Source organism: Gordonia sp. (in: high G+C Gram-positive bacteria) (assembly GCF_052106715.1).
GTDB lineage: Bacteria > Actinomycetota > Actinomycetes > Mycobacteriales > Mycobacteriaceae > Gordonia.
The window spans coordinates 126,248-141,678 of the sequence record NZ_JBQEDL010000004.1; the positions used below are offsets into that span (position 1 = coordinate 126,248).

General features: G+C 65.4%; 14 protein-coding genes, 2 tRNA genes and 1 pseudogene. 11 read left to right on the forward strand and 6 right to left on the reverse strand.

The window, feature by feature from the left end; translation table 11 throughout:
- Positions 1-12 precede the first annotated feature (12 nt).
- The 5 genes from ACTIMF_RS03580 to ACTIMF_RS03600 all read left to right on the forward strand — a co-directional run bounded on the left by ACTIMF_RS03580 (position 13) and on the right by ACTIMF_RS03600 (position 2,765).
- Positions 13-1,140: a DUF3566 domain-containing protein gene (locus ACTIMF_RS03580; protein WP_442348905.1), complete on the forward strand. Its 1,128-nt coding sequence runs from the start codon at positions 13-15 to the stop codon at positions 1,138-1,140.
- A gap of 190 nt (positions 1,141-1,330) precedes the next feature.
- Positions 1,331-1,404: transfer RNA gene (locus ACTIMF_RS03585), tRNA-Ile, on the forward strand.
- Positions 1,405-1,436: 32 nt separating this feature from the next.
- Positions 1,437-1,509: transfer RNA gene (locus ACTIMF_RS03590), tRNA-Ala, on the forward strand.
- Between the two features lie 294 nt (positions 1,510-1,803).
- The gene (locus ACTIMF_RS03595) at positions 1,804-2,190 is read left to right on the forward strand and encodes a TA system antitoxin ParD family protein (protein ID WP_442348906.1); all 387 of its coding nucleotides are present in this window, start codon (positions 1,804-1,806) and stop codon (positions 2,188-2,190) included.
- Positions 2,187-2,765 carry an AAA family ATPase gene (locus ACTIMF_RS03600; protein ID WP_442348907.1) on the forward strand — a complete coding sequence of 193 codons (579 nt, stop codon included), beginning with the start codon at positions 2,187-2,189 and terminating at the stop codon, positions 2,763-2,765. Before ACTIMF_RS03595 ends, ACTIMF_RS03600 begins: the two co-directional genes overlap by 4 nt.
- A gap of 214 nt (positions 2,766-2,979) precedes the next feature.
- Here ACTIMF_RS03600 and ACTIMF_RS03605 read toward each other — a convergent pair whose 3' ends face one another.
- Positions 2,980-3,546: a TetR/AcrR family transcriptional regulator gene (locus ACTIMF_RS03605; RefSeq protein ID WP_442348908.1), complete on the reverse strand. Its 567-nt coding sequence runs from the start codon at positions 3,544-3,546 to the stop codon at positions 2,980-2,982.
- Positions 3,547-3,637: 91 nt separating this feature from the next.
- Here ACTIMF_RS03605 and ACTIMF_RS03610 point away from each other — a divergent pair, with 91 nt between their 5' ends.
- On the forward strand, positions 3,638-4,726 hold the full coding sequence (locus tag ACTIMF_RS03610) for a saccharopine dehydrogenase NADP-binding domain-containing protein (RefSeq protein ID WP_442348909.1): 1,089 nt from the start codon (positions 3,638-3,640) through the stop codon (positions 4,724-4,726).
- Positions 4,727-4,904: 178 nt separating this feature from the next.
- On the opposite strand, the gene ACTIMF_RS03615 is transcribed toward ACTIMF_RS03610, so the two are convergent.
- Positions 4,905-5,657 carry a TetR/AcrR family transcriptional regulator gene (locus ACTIMF_RS03615; protein ID WP_442348910.1) on the reverse strand — a complete coding sequence of 251 codons (753 nt, stop codon included), beginning with the start codon at positions 5,655-5,657 and terminating at the stop codon, positions 4,905-4,907.
- A 62-nt stretch (positions 5,658-5,719) separates the two neighbouring features.
- Here ACTIMF_RS03615 and ACTIMF_RS03620 point away from each other — a divergent pair, with 62 nt between their 5' ends.
- On the forward strand, positions 5,720-7,039 hold the full coding sequence (locus tag ACTIMF_RS03620; protein ID WP_442348911.1) for a DUF418 domain-containing protein: 1,320 nt from the start codon (positions 5,720-5,722) through the stop codon (positions 7,037-7,039).
- Positions 7,040-7,075: 36 nt separating this feature from the next.
- On the opposite strand, the pseudogene ACTIMF_RS03625 reads toward ACTIMF_RS03620, so the two are convergent.
- A pseudogene (locus ACTIMF_RS03625) lies at positions 7,076-8,170 on the reverse strand (MFS transporter); the annotation flags it as partial.
- Between the two features lie 135 nt (positions 8,171-8,305).
- Between ACTIMF_RS03625 and ACTIMF_RS03630 the strand changes: the two are divergent.
- A complete protein-coding gene (locus ACTIMF_RS03630; protein ID WP_442348912.1) occupies positions 8,306-8,854 on the forward strand; it encodes a helix-turn-helix domain-containing protein in 549 nt (182 codons plus the stop codon).
- A 56-nt stretch (positions 8,855-8,910) separates the two neighbouring features.
- On the opposite strand, the gene ACTIMF_RS03635 is transcribed toward ACTIMF_RS03630, so the two are convergent.
- The 3 genes from ACTIMF_RS03635 to ACTIMF_RS03645 are packed head-to-tail and all read right to left on the reverse strand — an operon-like array spanning position 8,911 to position 11,948.
- Complete coding sequence (locus ACTIMF_RS03635) at positions 8,911-10,122, reverse strand: DUF4185 domain-containing protein (protein ID WP_442348913.1); 1,212 nt, start codon at positions 10,120-10,122, stop codon at positions 8,911-8,913.
- 54 nt (positions 10,123-10,176) lie between these two features.
- Positions 10,177-11,430, reverse strand: coding sequence for an amidohydrolase (locus tag ACTIMF_RS03640; protein WP_442348914.1), 1,254 nt, complete (start codon positions 11,428-11,430; stop codon positions 10,177-10,179).
- A gap of 38 nt (positions 11,431-11,468) precedes the next feature.
- Positions 11,469-11,948 carry a DinB family protein gene (locus ACTIMF_RS03645; protein WP_442348915.1) on the reverse strand — a complete coding sequence of 160 codons (480 nt, stop codon included), beginning with the start codon at positions 11,946-11,948 and terminating at the stop codon, positions 11,469-11,471.
- Between the two features lie 241 nt (positions 11,949-12,189).
- Between ACTIMF_RS03645 and ACTIMF_RS03650 the strand changes: the two genes are divergently transcribed.
- From ACTIMF_RS03650 to ACTIMF_RS03660, 3 genes are read left to right on the forward strand one after another with little or no spacing between them, the layout of a single operon-like run.
- Positions 12,190-13,104, forward strand: a complete 915-nt coding sequence (locus ACTIMF_RS03650; protein ID WP_442348916.1) for a polyphosphate polymerase domain-containing protein — start codon at positions 12,190-12,192, stop codon at positions 13,102-13,104.
- 57 nt (positions 13,105-13,161) lie between these two features.
- Positions 13,162-13,839 carry a DUF4956 domain-containing protein gene (locus tag ACTIMF_RS03655; RefSeq protein WP_442348917.1) on the forward strand — a complete coding sequence of 226 codons (678 nt, stop codon included), beginning with the start codon at positions 13,162-13,164 and terminating at the stop codon, positions 13,837-13,839.
- A complete protein-coding gene (locus tag ACTIMF_RS03660) occupies positions 13,839-15,419 on the forward strand; it encodes a CotH kinase family protein (RefSeq protein ID WP_442348918.1) in 1,581 nt (526 codons plus the stop codon). The genes ACTIMF_RS03655 and ACTIMF_RS03660 overlap by 1 nt, the downstream gene beginning before the upstream one ends.
- Positions 15,420-15,431: the final 12 nt, after the last annotated feature.

Sequence of the window (15,431 nt, forward strand, 5' to 3'; positions counted from 1 at the left end):
GAGGATTTGCTTGTGAGCACACCTGACGACCAGAACGTCGAACGCGGCCAGGTCGTTCCGCCGTGGAAGCGCGGCGAGAAGACTTCGTCGACCGGCAAGACGGCCGGCGAGATCGCCAAGGCCGCAGGCGTCGACACCGGCAGCAGACCTGCTGCCGGTCCGCCGCCCCGCGGAGTCGTATCGAGTACACCGTCTGCCCCGGCGAAGGGCGGTCCGGCGCAGCCTTCGGCACCGTCGTCTGCACCGGCGCCGTCTTCTCCGTCGAATGCGCAAGCTCCGTCGGAACCGTCGTCGTCCGGGCAGGGTTCGTCGGGACAGGGTTCGGCCGGGCAGGACAGGGCGGGTTCGTCCGGCCCGAACCCGGCGGTCCAGAACCAGTCAGTCCAGAACCAGCCCGCAAAGAATCAGCCGGGCGCGAACCAGCCTGGCCCCCCGCAGGGCCCGGCTCGGCCGAGCGCTCAAGGGTCGGCGCCCGCTGGTAGTCGTCCGCAGTCGAGCAGCGCCGCACTCGCCGCCGCTGCGGGCAATAATGCAGCCGGGGCCACGCCGTCGAGTTCTCAGCAAGGGGGCCCGCAGCAGCAGAAGCCGGCGCCGGGCGGACCGACGGAGTCGAAGCCGTTCGTCGAGTCGGACACGAGGAACATCCCGCGAAACGAGTTGGCGAACCGGGACGAGCTCCCCGACCTCGATGCCATCCACCATGTGGAGGCCTCGAAAGAGGCGAAGGCTGCGGCACGGGCGCAGAGCCAGACCATTCCGTCGCGGTCAGGGGTCGGTGCGCCGTTGCGGGCCGCCGTCCAGATCCGTCGCGTAGACCCGTGGTCGGTGTTCAAGGTGACCGGCGTTCTGGCGATCGTGGGTTTCTTCATCTGGATGATCGCTGTGGCTGTCCTGTACGGCGTTCTCGGCGGCATGGGCGTGTGGGATCAGATCAACAGCTCGTTCGGCACCCTCGTCGAAGGCGAGGGGCAGAGCACCGGCGACCTGATCGGTACAGGCATGGTGTTCGGCTTCTCCGCGGTGTTCGGCATCATCGGTGCGATTCTCCTGACGGGCCTGGCGACGATCTCGGCGTACATCTACAACGTGTGCGCCGATATGGTCGGCGGCTTCGAGGTGACGCTCGCCGATCTCGACTGACCCCGTCCGGCCGCTCGGCCGAGCGTATCTGCCTCGTTGGTCGAGCGTTCCTTGGTCCTGCTGGTCGAGCGGAGTCGAGACCGTGCGCCGTCCGCGGGTCGAGCGTGCTGGTCGAGCGGAGTCGAGACCCCTGTTGACCACCCGTTTTGTTTGTTCACGTCGCGTCGGGTAACGTTCCATCTCGGTTCACGGGCCTATAGCTCAGGCGGTTAGAGCGCTTCGCTGATAACGAAGAGGTCGGAGGTTCAAGTCCTCCTAGGCCCACTACGACCACCCGCCCGACTCGTCGGGCACCCGGGGCCTTAGCTCAGTTGGTAGAGCGCCGCCTTTGCAAGGCGGATGTCAGGAGTTCGAATCTCCTAGGCTCCACAAGCAAGAGATAGAAGAAGGATAGATCGGAAGAGGTCCTCAGCGGTTCGCCGCGAGGGCCTCTTGTGTTGTGCGGCCGCAGCCCTACCTTTCGGCTCGCAGCGTCAGTTCTCCTGCCGCACGTTCAATGTGTCTTAGCAGCCTCAGCGCAGGCTGCTAAGACGCATCGAGAGGGCTATTGAGTATGCGAGGTTGCGGTGGGGGAGGCGAGGCTGCGGTGCCCCGCCCGCGCTCCGTCGACCCTGGGAGCCCGAACACGCTATGCTGTCCGTAGCAGATTGCTACAGGAGGTTGATGATGACGATCGGCGACAAGGTGACTCGCTTCTCAGGAACGCTCGTCGACGCAGCTGCCGATGCCGGCCAGCGCCGTAACCGATCGGCACGCCAGCAGCTCGAGCACTGGGTGAGAATCGGTCAGTCAGTTTCCGAGCAGACCAGCAACGCCCGTCGCCGGGTGGAACAGGCACTTGCCGGAGAGCTGGCATCTGAGGACCTCACCGAGCAGGAATCTATCGTCTTCAACGCAGAAGTCGAGGCCGGTATTGCAGAGAGCCTGCCGACTGTCGATTTCGGTGCCCAGCGTGCTGCCCGCGGACTGTCGTCGGTCGCGCTCGATGACGACGGCAACATCGTCGAGTACTTCCCCGACGGGACTACCCGCGTGATGGGCCGTGCGTGAGCGCACGTCTTGACCTCATCGTCGGATGTAACGGGGCAGGTAAAAGCTCGCTCATCGAACACCACGTGCAGCCGATGCTTCCCCGATCGGTGTTCGTCAACGCAGACGTGATCGCTCGCGCACGCTGGCCCGAATCACCCGAACGGCACTCGTACGAGGCCGCGACAATCGCCGCCACCACCCGCAACGCGTTGATCGAATCCGGTCGATCGTTCATCGCCGAGACCGTGTTCTCGCACGAATCGAAACTCGACCTGATCGACACCGCCCACCAGCACGGATTCTTCGTGTCCTTGTACGTCGTGATGATCCCGGAATCCCTCGCCGTGTCCCGTGTGGCCTCCCGCGTCGCCGATGGCGGCCACGCAGTACCCGAGGACAAGATCCGCGGCCGCTACCGACGGGTATGGCCTCTGGCTGCAACCGCGATCACCCGATGCGAACGCGCCTTCATCTACGACAACTCAGCTTTGACGATCCGCCAGGTGGCACAGTTCGACTCTGGACTACTCATGACATGCGCGGACTGGCCCGATTGGGCGCCGCAAGCGCTCGCCCCACTCGTATGCGAGTGACTGACGCGCCCCAGCAGCTAAGCGAACATGCGGGGTCACGCGGACAGTCTCACCCGAGTGCGTAGCGGATAGCAGCAAGAACCAAGCTTCGGGTCAAAGATGCGCCGAACGTTGGCGTGCCAGATTCTGAGATCACGTGCGAGTGAAAGTAGATCCGGAGCCTCTCAAGCGATCACTCGCGTCGGCCCGACACCACGGATCTGCTTGTGAAGGTTTAGTTGTTCGCAGTGGTGAGAACCGCGTGGAGCGCCGCTTCGGCGCTGTCGAAGCACCTGTGGAAAGTGCCTTCTCCGCGGGTCCAACGTGCAAACGCCTCCTCGGAGACGAGCGAGGCCACGCGTGCGGCAAAGTGCGCCTCGGCTGGCGCGGCTCCGCGTTGTTCCAGGGCACTCTGCAGCGCGGTGGTGACCTCGGCCAACTTGCTGCGCTCGCGTTCCGTGAGTTCCGCACTGGACTCGATGAGCGCTCTGCGCCGTCCGGTATCGGTGACGGTCGCGCTGACTTCCGCACCGACCTCGCGCAGGGCGGACAGCGCCGTCGGCAGCGGTGGAAGTCCGGGAGTCGTGGCGAGAGCGGCCTCGGCCACGGCGGGCGGCAGCCGCTCGGAGCCGGCGAAGAGTATCTCCCGTTTGTCCGCGAAGTACCGGTGGAATGTTCGGCGGGTCAAGCCCGCCCGCTCGGCAATCTGTGTCACCGTCACGGCGTCATAACCGTGCTCCGTGAACAGGTCCAGTGCCGCCATGCGGAGGCGTTCCGCAGCTCCAGCGTCCCAACGTGCCATGCCGGCATCCTACCCACGCGATGTCTCATAGTGACATCACAGTGCTACTCTAGTGATGACACAGTGAGACATTTCAAGGAGTGGACGAGACATGAAACAAGGTGAAATCTGGATTCTGGGCGCCACCGGCCGGGTCGGCCAGGCGGTCGCTCGACAAATCGTGGCATCCGGAGCGATTCCAGTGTTGGTGGGACGCGACGCCGACCGACTTCGTGAAGCCGCAGCCGACCTCGGGTTGGAGGCCGACTCGCAGACTGTGGTAGCCTCCGGTCCCGACGCCATGGCGGCCGAGATCACCCAGCAGCGGCCCGCCGTGGTCATCAACACCATCGGGAACTATGCCGAGAGCTCCGTCTTGCTCGCACGCGCGTGCATGCCGGGCGGCCACTATGTCGACCAGGCCAACGACCCGATAGCCTTTCAACGCCTGTTTGCCCTGCACGACGAGGCGGTCGCCGCCGGAAGCACCCTGGTGACCGGCGCGGGGTTTGGCGTTGTCGGAACCGAGGCGGTCGTGGCTCGCCTGAGCGAGGACCGTCCCGTGCCGAGCCGGGTCCGCGTGGACGCTGTCGCCTCGACCGCTGTTGACGAAGGGTTGCTCGGCGCTGCGCTCGTCACCAGCATCGTGGACGGCCTCGCGATGGGTGGCCGCCGCTTCGAAGGCGGCCGGTTGATAAAAACCCGTCTTGGCGGAGAGGTTTATCAACTGACCTTGCCCGACGGCGAGCGGCTACCATCGGTCGAGGTCCCTTCCGGTGAACTCATCGCCGCGCAGCGGGTGAGCGGGGCCCCCTCGGTGTCGGCGACCTCCGGCCTCGTTCCCGCCTCGCTTGCCGTCCGTGCGACTCTGCCGCTGCTGGCGGCGATCCTGCAGGTCCGGGCCGTGCGAACCTTCGTAATCAAACGGATGTCCGGGCTGACAGCGAAAGCCGCTCCCCGCCCTCGCCCCCACACCTGGGGTCACGCCGTGATCGCCTGGTCCGACGGCACTGCCCGCGAAGGCTGGCTGCGGGCCGACGACGCCATGGACTTCACCGCCGCCGTAGGCGCGCAGACCGCTCTCCAACTAGCCGCAGGCAAGGCAAGGGCCGGTGCGCACACCCCGTCCGCCGCTCTCGGCGCGGACCTCGCCATCACAGCAGGTGGCGATTTCGTTGACGTCAGCCGCGATAGCCACTGAAACACCTGGTCGGCGGACGTGACGCGTGTCGCCCACTGCGTTGACGTCGGGTCTGGAACATCAGGTTCTCGGTGCGATCGCGCAACGGGTGGCCGCGGACGTACGAAGACGGGGCTGGCGATCACATCGCGGCGTTCGCCTGACTCACACCTTCAGCTGGGACGCTCGGCGGGCTGGGCTACGTGATCTCAAGCCGGGCCGCGACGCCGTCGAGCAGAATCTCGAGCCCAGCATCGAAGTCGGCGCGGGCGGTGGCCTCCGTGGAGGCGCCGGTGTCGGCGAAGACGTCCGAGTCCAGAAGCGCGGACACCTGCGGCAATTGGTCCGATTCGATCAGTTCACGCATCGCGCGCCCGTAGCGGGCCTCGCTCGCCGCCTGCTCCTCGTTGGCGGGACGTCCCGCCGCGAGGTCCTGCGTCAGCAAGATGGACTGTCGCACATGGCCACTCAGCAGCATGACGATCCGCAGCCGTTCGTCCCAGCCCAGGTTGCCGACGTCGAGTGAGGCGAGGGCGCGGTCGAGCCACGCCATCTGATTCGGACCGGTCGGCGCCGACTCGGTCGGCACGTGCGCCAGCCATGGCCGCCGACGGTACAACTCCCACAGGGCGGTCACCGTGTCCCGCAGGTCCGCACGCCAGGCTCCGGCCGAGCCGACGGACGGCGGTCGCGGCGTGCATGCTGCGTCGGCCATCAGCTGCACGAGTTCTTGCTTGGAACCCACATGGCGGTACAGCGACATCGCGGTGACCCTGAGTTCGGCGGCGACGCGGGGCAGAGTCGCGGCATCCAGGCCGCCTGCATCGGCCAGCCGTACGGCGGTGCCCACGACGGTGTCGATGTCCAGATTGGACGGTCGACCCAACCTCGACGAAGGCGGGGCGACCCGCCACATCCGGCGCAGGGCAGCCGGGAGATCGCCGGAGCTCATGCGTCGAAGCCTATCCCACGCAGTTAGTAGACTAAATATAGTTTATTGCCTATAGTAACTGCATGCGTCATACCCCCACCGCGTCTGCACCTTTGCGGGCCGCACGTATCCACGACGTGGACGCGTTGCGCGGCTTCGCACTCCTGGGAATCTTCGTCGTCAACATCACGTTCATGGCGTCGGCGTACCCCGGCAACCTCGTCGAAGATCCTTCGTTCGGATCGGCCTCCGACGGCGCCGCACGATTCGTGGTCTCGGCACTCTTCTCAATGAAGTTCTATCTGCTGTTCTCCTTTCTCTTCGGATACAGCTTCACGTTGCAGATGCAAGCAGCCGATCGCGCGGGCGCGCGCTTCACGTCGCGCATGCTGCGCCGCACGCTCGGCCTGTTCGTGCTCGGCGTCGCGAACATCGTCTTGCTCTACAGCGGTGACATCCTCACCACGTACGCCTTCGCGTGTCTGATCCTGTTGGGGCTGTACAAGACCCGCGACGTCGTGGCTCTCCGCGTGGCCGGAGGAATCTACGCTCTGGTGCTCCTCATGATGGGTGCGAGCGGTCTCTTAGTGGATCGCTCGGCCTTCCTCCCCGACCACGCGGAGGCGCTGGCGAACGCGGCCGAGCAGAATCGGGCGATGCTCGGTTCGTACGGCGAGATCGTCGGACAGCATCTGGACGGGGTGCCGCTGCTTATCGCGCAGGCGGCAACCATGCAGGGACCTACAGCACTCGCGATGTTCCTGGTCGGAATGGTCGCGGGGCGCAGGCGTCTGCTGGCGGACCTGACCGGCTCGGAGCCGACCCTGCGGCGCATTCAGCTGGTCGGGTTCCCGGTCGGCCTCGCGGGCGCCGTCGGTTATGCCCTGTTGGGTGGCGACACCGCCACCGCGGCAGTCACTCTCAGCCTGGTGACGGCACCGCTGCTCAGTGCGGCGTACGCCGCGACGCTATTGCGTGCGATGCACCACCCACGATTCGGATGGCTGCGGCGGAGCCTGGCCCCGGCAGGTCGGATCGCGCTGACCAACTATCTGCTGCAGTCAGTGATCGGACTGCTGTTGTTCACCGGCATCGGGTTCGGTCTCGCCGGGACACTCTCGCCGCCCGCACTACTGGCACTTGCCTTCGCTGTGTTCGTCTGTCAGCTCGCAGCGAGCGCGTGGTGGACGCGGCGTCACCGCTACGGCCCCGCCGAGTGGCTCCTTCGAGTCTTTACGAACTGGCGGCTCTCTCCCGTCGTCGATAGCGGCGCGGCCGGCGTCGTGTCCGACGCTGATGGTGTGCGGGCGTCCGGCCGCCCACCCGCACGCGACGAGTACGGCCATGAGTGCCATCAGTGCGGCGATCGGCACCCGCCAGCCGCCGGAGACACTGTGGAGTAGTCCGATGGCGATGGGGCCGCACGCGGCGATCAGGTATCCGGCGGACTGGGCCATGGTCGACAGGTGTGCGACGGTTGCGGTGTCTTGCGCCCGAAGGTTCATCACGGCCAGTGCGAACGATAGCTGCCCGCCCTGCCCGAGTCCGAGCAGAACGGCCCAGCACAGCGCGAAGCGGGGTCCGCTGACGAGTACTCCGGCCAGGCCAAGCGCCGAGACGGCAACGACTGCGATCGCGAGTAGGCGCTGATCGCGTAGTCGGGTGGCGAGGATGGGAACAGCTAGCGCAGTAGCGATGCTCGCCAGACTGAGGACGGTGAGAGTCAGGCCAGCAGCCTCGGCGCTGAGCCCGCGATCGCGATATAGCGTCGGCAGCCAGGCGATGAGCGAGTACGCCAGGAGCGATTGCAGTCCCATGAAACCGGTGACCGCCCACGCGGTCGGCGACCGCAGGAGTAGGCGGCCCGACGACGGCGCAGTCGCGGTCGCGTGCGGCGACGTCGCCGGGATTCGGCGGTGACGGACGGCCACGGCCGCCAAGGTCAGGACTGCCAGGGTCGTCGGCACCGCCCAGGCCAGCAGCGTCGCCCGCCACGAGTGGAACACGTGATCGGCCAACGGCACCGTCGCTCCGGATGCCAGTCCTGCTGACGCGCTGACCAGGGCGGTGAACAGTCCGGTCATGATGCCGATGCGATGGGCGAAGTACTGTCGGACGAACACCGGGCCGAGCACATTGGCTATTGCGATACCGATGCCCGCGATGAGGGTTCCGGCGAACAGGCACGCCCACGAGTCGATTCCGCGTGCGGCCGTGCCTCCGGCGACCAGAAGGAGACTGGTCAAGAGCACGGTCGGCACGGACCAGTGGCGAAGCGCACGAGGTGCCAAGGGGCCGAACAGCCCGAGGCAGACCACCGGCCCCGTCGTGAGCAGACCGGCACTGACTGGACCCAGACTGTATGCGGTCCGGATGTCGGAGATGACCGCAGACGAGCTGCCGAACACCAGACGGAGGTTGACCGCCAGCAGGATCACCGCTGCGACGGCCAGCGGAGCGCCCACCACCGACAGGTGCTGAGGTCGGCCGACGTTCTCTGGCTGCCTTCCGTTGAGCTGTGCCTGCACTCGCATAACGTCCTTCTCGTCATTTGCCGGGGCGGCCGTCCACCGCCCGCGTTGGAGTCGACGATGGCACTCATCCCCATTCGGTGCAACCTCTTAGGCAACTCAGTTTGCCTCATAGGTAAAGACGGTAGGGTGTTGACCATGCCAGACAGGGAGCGACGCGACGACAGGTGGATCGGTCGGCGGGTGGGGCAGTACCGCAAGCAGCGTCAGTGGACGCTCGCCGACCTGGCCACCAAGGTAGATCTGTCGACGACGCAGCTCTCGCGAATCGAGTCGGGTACTCGGCAGCCGTCTGTCGGCACCCTCATTGAGATCGCGCACGCTTTCGGCGTGTCACTCAGTCAACTCGTCGACGAGCAGTTCGAGTCGAGCTACCACGTCAGTCGCGCCGGCGAGCGGGTCTACAACGCCAGCGCAAACGGTCTTCTCGCTTCGCTGAGCGGCGCGTATCCGGGCTTGCAGGCGATTCACCTGACCATCGCCCGTGGCAGTGACGACACTCCGGGTGCGCATCACGATGGCGAGGAGTGGCTGTACGTTCTTGTCGGTAGCGTCAACGCGCGAATCGGTTCAGATGTCATCACGCTTGGTGTCGGCGACGCAGTCCACTTCCCCTCACGTGTGCCGCATCAGGTATCCAACTCGGGGTCGGAATCGGCCGAAGTCATCCTCGTCTCGACAACCTAATACACCGAGGAGGAAATATGCAGGTGATACCCGAGAGTTGATGGTCGAGGTTCGGCTCACCCTCCGAGCGCGTCACGCAATCGGTCGAGAGCGGCGCGAGCCTCCGCGACTTCCTGCGGAGCCGCGGTGTCGTCGGCCGCTGCGTCCAGCGCAGCAGTCCAATGGGAGAGACGTTGCGCGAGAGCGGAATCCGCGGAGCGGGCGCGGCTTGGCGAACTGAGTGTCGTGGCGAACTGCATGACCCGGTAAGGCCAGTGGGTTCTGGTGTTCCATTGCGAGACCGACAGTCCGATCCCGTTCGGTACGTCCAGGCGTGATCCGGGAACGATGTAGCCGCCGTACGCCTGAGCCACTCGGCCCGCCGGGTGATCTTCGCTCGACCAATCCATGATCGTGGCGATCGGTGTGGTCTTGGTGCGCTGGTGCAGATCGTCCAACGGCCCGTCGAGTACGCGGTAGGAGAGTCCGCGGTCCGAGATGCAGTAGCCGCCGAGGACCCACCCGACGCGAGCGCCGTCGGCGAGCCGACGGAACGTCGTCTCGCGCCAAGACTCGCCCTCGGGTGTGATGACCGTGGGTTCGGCGCCCCAGCCCCACTGGCCGTCGCGCAGACCCCAGCAGACATACGCCCCGCGGTCGCCGATTCCCGCGGGTGGAACGGCGCGCAGGATCATGCCCGAACCCGACTGAAACGCTGTGGAGATCACGTAGACCCAACCGTCGTCGGGGTTGTAATCCCAGGCCCACGACTGCGCGAGCCCGTCGTGCAAGTCGGCGGCGAACGTGGCACCCGGGCCCATGTGCCCCCAGGTGACGCCGTTGTCCGACGACCGCCAGATCTCCGTCCACTTCACGGCGGGAAAGCCCTGGATCACCATGACGTGCAAGAAGAGGTCGTCTCCTACGCGCAATATGTCGCTCGGGATGACGGTGGAGAAGCCGCCGTGCCGCCAGGGCGGACGGTCGTGGATGTACGGCCACAGTTGGCGGGCATATGTCGGGTCCGGTCCGCCCGCACGCTTCCATTGAATGCGCCCGTTCTCGTCGCACGCGCCGATGAGGATCACCGGGGAGCGCCAGTCCGAGGATCCGGCGCGCGCCTCCCGGTAGGTGTCGCCGAAGACCGCGACGATATCGCCGTTCGGCGCCTGCACCATGGTGCCGAGGTCGGCTGCGCCGACTCCGAACTGCATGGACAGGTGCGGGCCGGTCAGGTCGCCGACCTTCATACCTCCGCTGTCGGGCTGCCCGTGACTCTTGAACCGCATGGCGACTCCTCCCTATTGGCCGTACTTTCCGCCGGTTCCGTCAGAGCCGGGTCGTCAGAGCCACGCGAGCGCGGCGACGACGAGGGCCTGCGTACCGGTGTCGAGGGTGGGTTGGACGACGGGCGCGAAACTAGCCGAGTGATTGACCGGGACGTCGGCGGAGACGCGGCCGGCGTCCTCGGCTGCCTGGTACACCTCGGGATCGATGCCGCCGATGCCCCAATACGTGTACGGCACCCCGAGGGCGTCCGGGATGTCGCTGAAGTCTTCACTCGCCGTCTGCAGCGGCAGCGGACGCGCGTTGTCACCGAAGTACGCGTCGAACGCCTCGGTGACCTTCGCCGTCGCCTCCGCGTCGTTGACGGTCGCCGGGAACCGGTCGAACAACTCGAAATCCGGATCCTTCGGGCAGCCGGACGCCTGGCACTCAGCGACGACGATCCGCGAGATAGCGGCGAGTACCTTGTCGCGGACGGAAGAACTGTATGTGCGGATGTTCAGTTCGATCACCGCCTCGTCGGGGATGATGTTGCTCTTGCTGCCCGCGGTGAGACGTCCGACCGTCAGAACGGCGGGTTCCGCAGGCGCGACCTCGCGGGAGACGACGGTCTGCAATCGGACGACGATCATCGCCGCGAGGACGACGGGGTCGACCGTGGCCTGGGGCATCGAGCCGTGGCCACCGCGGCCGTGCACGGTGATGCGCATACTGTCGGCGGCGGACAGCACGGGGCCGGACCTGGTCCCGACGTGTCCGGCAGGTGCCGGAAGGACGTGCTGAGCGAGGGCGACGTCGACGTCCCCGACGAGGTCGGTGAGCCGATCGTCGAGCATGGAGCGCGCACCGTCGCCGGTCTCCTCTGCCGGTTGGAACACCAGGACCGCGGTGCCGCTCCAGTTGTCGACTCCGTCGGACAGGAGTTGTGTTGCACCGAGGAGACAGGTGACGTGGACGTCGTGACCGAAGGCGTGCATCACGGGAATCTCGCCGCCGTCGCCTACAACGGTTTCGGTACTGGCATAGGGGAGGTCGGTGGCCTCGCGGACGGGCAGCGCATCCATGTCGGCGCGGAACAGGACGGTCGGACCCGCACCGTTGTGCAGCACGCCGACGACGCCGGTGCCCCCGACGCCGGCGTGCACGTCGAACGAGGTGTTCTCGAGTCGTTGCACGATCGTTTCAGCGGTGTCGTGCTCGTGATGCGACAGCTCCGGCCTGCTGTGCAGGTTCCGGTAGAGCTCTTCTTGCCACTCTCGTATGTCGGAGATCCCGTTCAGGACGGCGGACAGTTCAGCTGTTGTGCCCATGCCGCCAGTGTGTCACTGGTGATGGGATCCGAGCGCGTCTAACGCCCAGACTCTGCGGCCAGGATCTGCTCGACGAGGATGTCCGCGTGACCGGCGTGCCGCGCCAACTCCTCCACCATGTGGACGAGCACGAATCGCACGCTGACCGGTTCGTTGCGCGAGTTGCGCACTACGTCCGATAAATCGTACTGCGATGCGATGGAGCGGGAGTGCTCGCTTGCCGCACGGAATTCAGCGACGACGTCCTCAACGCGCTCGTGCTCGGACACGGCGAAACTCGCCTCGCCGGGGGAGGCGGGCCCGTCGCATTCGCACTCGTCGCGACCGGCGAGAAACCGCTGGAACCAGAATCGCTCAGCGGCGGCTGCATGCTTGAGGAGGCCGATCGGAGTCGTCGCAGATGGTACGAGACTGCGCCGCACCTCAGTGACAGGCAGTCGCTGAACGGTCGCGATCAGGGATTCGCGATTGCGGTCGATCGCATCATCGATGATTTGTCGTTCGGACCCTGAGATCACTCGCTCCACGTGTCCTCCTCGTCGTAGCTCCGCCCAACCTAGCCAGCGAACGACACCGCACGCTGAAACTCGCCTGGACTGCCGGCCGGAGCCCGGACGCATTCACCAGCGCCCGACGAACGCAAGACTGTCGCCGACACTCACAGGCGACTGGCAGGTTCGTCCCCGCCGGCGAGCAGGTTCAACGGATTGCATAAAGCGGTTCAGCAATTCGTAATCTGATGTTTAGGACAACGACTCAATGTCACGTTTCCGGTTCCGACGAGCCGTGCACGAGGGCCCCGGAAAGACGGGGAGCTACGGCGTCGACGAGCACGCGGCACCCGGATACCTCGCTACGGCCAGCCGACTCCACTCGTTCAATAGGTACGAGATCAAGTATTTCATCGACGAACGGGACGTCCCCGCGTTGCGCGAAGCGCTCGCCACACAGATGGACACCGACCCGCACTCGCCGACCGGCGGCTACCCGGTGACCTCGCTGTACTACGACACGCAATCGCTTCGCTTCTACTGGGAGAAGATCGAGGGTCTCAAGTTTCGCCGAAAGCTCCGGATGCGTCTGTATGGTGCGCCGTCCGAGTGCACCGCTGACACACCGGTTCAGGTGGAGATCAAGCAGCGAGTCAACCGAGTCACGCAGAAGCGGCGAATCGCCCTGCCGTACGGGGACGCGTGCCGGTGGCTGCACGACGGAGAGGGACTCGACTGGACTCCGCAGCAGCGAGCGTTCTCCGAGGAGGTCACGATGCTCGTCGGCGACCTCGACCTGCGCCCGATCGTGACGACCGGCTATCTGCGGGAAGCATTCATCGGCAGGGGCGCCGACGTCGGTCTGCGAGTGACGATCGACCACAAGGTCCACGGGAGGGACCGAGACCTCGCTTTCGCGTCAGGCGGCGAGAACCGGTTCATCATTCCGCCGCATCTGGCGATCGTCGAACTGAAGGCCAATGAGCGGGTGCCCTACTGGGCGACCGATCTGACGGCCCGACTGAATATGTCGGTGATCCGCGTGTCCAAGTACTGCCAGTCCGTTGAGGTATTCGGGATGGCGCCACGGTCCATTCTCGGCCCACCCGAGCTGATCGCGCACGGCGGCGAGTCCGCCGTCGTGCCCGATGGGCTCCTCGAGGACAGCGTGCCCGTGTCCTGATCCACCGCTGCGTACTGACGGCCGACGCAGAACAATCAACCACACACCGAGGTAATCGTGAACTTTGACTTCCAAGACCTGAGTGGCACTTTCAGCACTATCGACATCGTCGTGGCGCTCGCCCTGTCGTTCGTCCTCTCCGCGACGATCGGGTGGGTCTACCGTTTCACCCACAAGAACGTGTCGTACAGCCAGTCGTACGTGCAGACGCTCGTACTGGTCGGCATGGTGATCGCTCTCATCATGCTCGTGGTCGGCTCGAACATCGCCCGAGCGTTCGCGCTCGTCGGCGCCCTGTCGGTCGTCCGATTCCGTAACGCGATCAAGGAGACCCGAGACGTCGGATTCATCTTCCTGGTGATGGCGGTCGGTATGACTACCGGCACACGCTTCTACGTGTTGGCGATCGCGGCGACGGTGACCATCTGCCTGGTGCTCATCGTGATGAGCAAGATGAACTGGTACAAGCTCGACGTCCAGCGACAGGTCGTCAAGGTCCAGGTCCCTCCGGAGCAGGCGTACGCCGCACGCGTCGAGGACGTGCTGATCGAGTTCTGTTCCGAGCACGAGCTGGTGTCCACCGAATCGGTGCGGGCAGGAGCGCTCAATGAGCTGTACTTCACCGCGCAACTCAAGAAGGGGCGTAAGTCGGGGGATCTCGTGTCGGCGCTGAACGACGTCAACTCCGGGCAACGTGTCACCGTTCTCACCGGTTACGACCAGACAGATCTGTGATGGCGTCGCGCGACGTGTCCACCCCGCGCCGCCGACTCCGCCATCGGATCCCCACGCGGATCCGTCGGCACTGGAAGTGGCCCTTGGCACTCGTCGTCTTCGCCGCCGTCGTGATCGTGACGATGGGGACCATGACGGTCCGACCTCTGATCAGCGGGGACGAGCGGGTGATCAGCTCGGACGTGACCGACGACATCGTGGGCACCGTCGACCTGTTCGACGACTCCGTCGATCACGAATTCTCGCTGAAGATCTCCGACGCGGAGTACGGCGATATGATGGAGGCATACGCGAAGGACGGCGAAAAGAAGTGGATCTCCGCCGACGCAACGATCGACGGGACTGTCGTCGACGATGTCGGTGTACGCCTGAAGGGCAACTCGACGCTGATGAGTCTTCGCAGCGGAGGCCGTAAGGGCCCCGGTGGGATGGGGATGCCGTCTGGAGCCGAGCCGTCTGCCGAGACGCGCCAGAACCGACCCCAGATGCCGGGACGGGGAGCACCGGAACAGGGACAACAAGTACAGGGACAACAAGTACAGGGACAACAAATACAGGGACGAGGCATGCCGATGCCCGGAGGCCCGGGCGGACTCACCACCTTGTCGGCCGACGATCCCGCGTCGCTCCCGCTGCTGATCAGCTTCGACAAGAACGCGCAGGGCCGGGCGTATCAGGGCATGACGCAGTTGTCGGTACGCCCTGGATCGCCGGTTCTGAACGAGGCGATGGCACTTTCGCTGACCGAAGCGACCGGACAGCCAACCCAGCGCTACACGTACACCGTGTACTCGGTAAACGACAGCAGAACCACCACGCGTCTGCTGTTGGAGCACCCGGACGCCGGCTACGCGGACTCGCTGACCGACTCGGACGGCTATCTGTTCAAGGCGGACGCATCGTCGCGATTCGAATACGTCGACGACGACCAGTCCTCCTATTCGGACCAGTTCAAGCAGATCAACTCGGACGGCAATGGGAACCTCGAACCAATCATCAAGTTCCTGAAGTGGATGAAGTCGGCCGACGATGCCGAGTTCGACAAGCACTTGGCCGACTGGGTGGACGTCGACTCGTTCGCCGAGTATCTGGCCACCCAGAACCTGCTGTCGAATATGGACGACATGTCGGGGCCGGGGCAGAACTATTACCTCTGGTACGACTTGGAGTCCAAGAAGCTGTCGGTGATCTCCTGGGATCTGAACCTCGCCATGCAGGGCGCCGCGGACGCAGGACCGCACGACGCGATCGAGATGGGCGGTCCCGGCGGCGGCCGCAATGGCGGCGGACCGCCTGGCGGCGACAAGCCCGGCGGCATGCGTGGCGGCAATGAATTGAAGACGCGCTTCACGGCGTCGGAGGAGTTCACGTCGACCTACGACGACGCGTACTGGAGGTTGTACGACGGGACATACGGGAACTCGACGGCGGCTGACACGTTGGATCACCTCGCATCGACGATCCCGGCAAGTGAGGAGACGACGGCCGAGAAGCTCGCGACGGAGGTGAACACGATGCGCACTTGGATCACCCAGCGTCGCGATGCGCTCGCGCATATCCGAAATGGCGACGCCTCGTAACTGATTCTGTAT

What these genes read in the sequence shown, in the direction of transcription:
- ACTIMF_RS03620 (WP_442348911.1), top strand. Translation starts at nt 5,720, where the DNA reads ATGCGTCATACCCCCACCGCGTCTGCACCTTTGCGGGCCGCACGTATC.
- ACTIMF_RS03595 (WP_442348906.1), top strand. Translation starts at nt 1,804, where the DNA reads ATGATGACGATCGGCGACAAGGTGACTCGCTTCTCAGGAACGCTCGTC.
- ACTIMF_RS03615 (WP_442348910.1), bottom strand. Translation starts at nt 5,657, where the DNA reads ATGAGCTCCGGCGATCTCCCGGCTGCCCTGCGCCGGATGTGGCGGGTC.
- ACTIMF_RS03630 (WP_442348912.1), top strand. Translation starts at nt 8,306, where the DNA reads ATGCCAGACAGGGAGCGACGCGACGACAGGTGGATCGGTCGGCGGGTG.
- ACTIMF_RS03660 (WP_442348918.1), top strand. Translation starts at nt 13,839, where the DNA reads ATGGCGTCGCGCGACGTGTCCACCCCGCGCCGCCGACTCCGCCATCGG.
- ACTIMF_RS03610 (WP_442348909.1), top strand. Translation starts at nt 3,638, where the DNA reads ATGAAACAAGGTGAAATCTGGATTCTGGGCGCCACCGGCCGGGTCGGC.
- ACTIMF_RS03650 (WP_442348916.1), top strand. Translation starts at nt 12,190, where the DNA reads ATGTCACGTTTCCGGTTCCGACGAGCCGTGCACGAGGGCCCCGGAAAG.
- ACTIMF_RS03640 (WP_442348914.1), bottom strand. Translation starts at nt 11,430, where the DNA reads ATGGGCACAACAGCTGAACTGTCCGCCGTCCTGAACGGGATCTCCGAC.
- ACTIMF_RS03605 (WP_442348908.1), bottom strand. Translation starts at nt 3,546, where the DNA reads ATGGCACGTTGGGACGCTGGAGCTGCGGAACGCCTCCGCATGGCGGCA.
- ACTIMF_RS03635 (WP_442348913.1), bottom strand. Translation starts at nt 10,122, where the DNA reads ATGCGGTTCAAGAGTCACGGGCAGCCCGACAGCGGAGGTATGAAGGTC.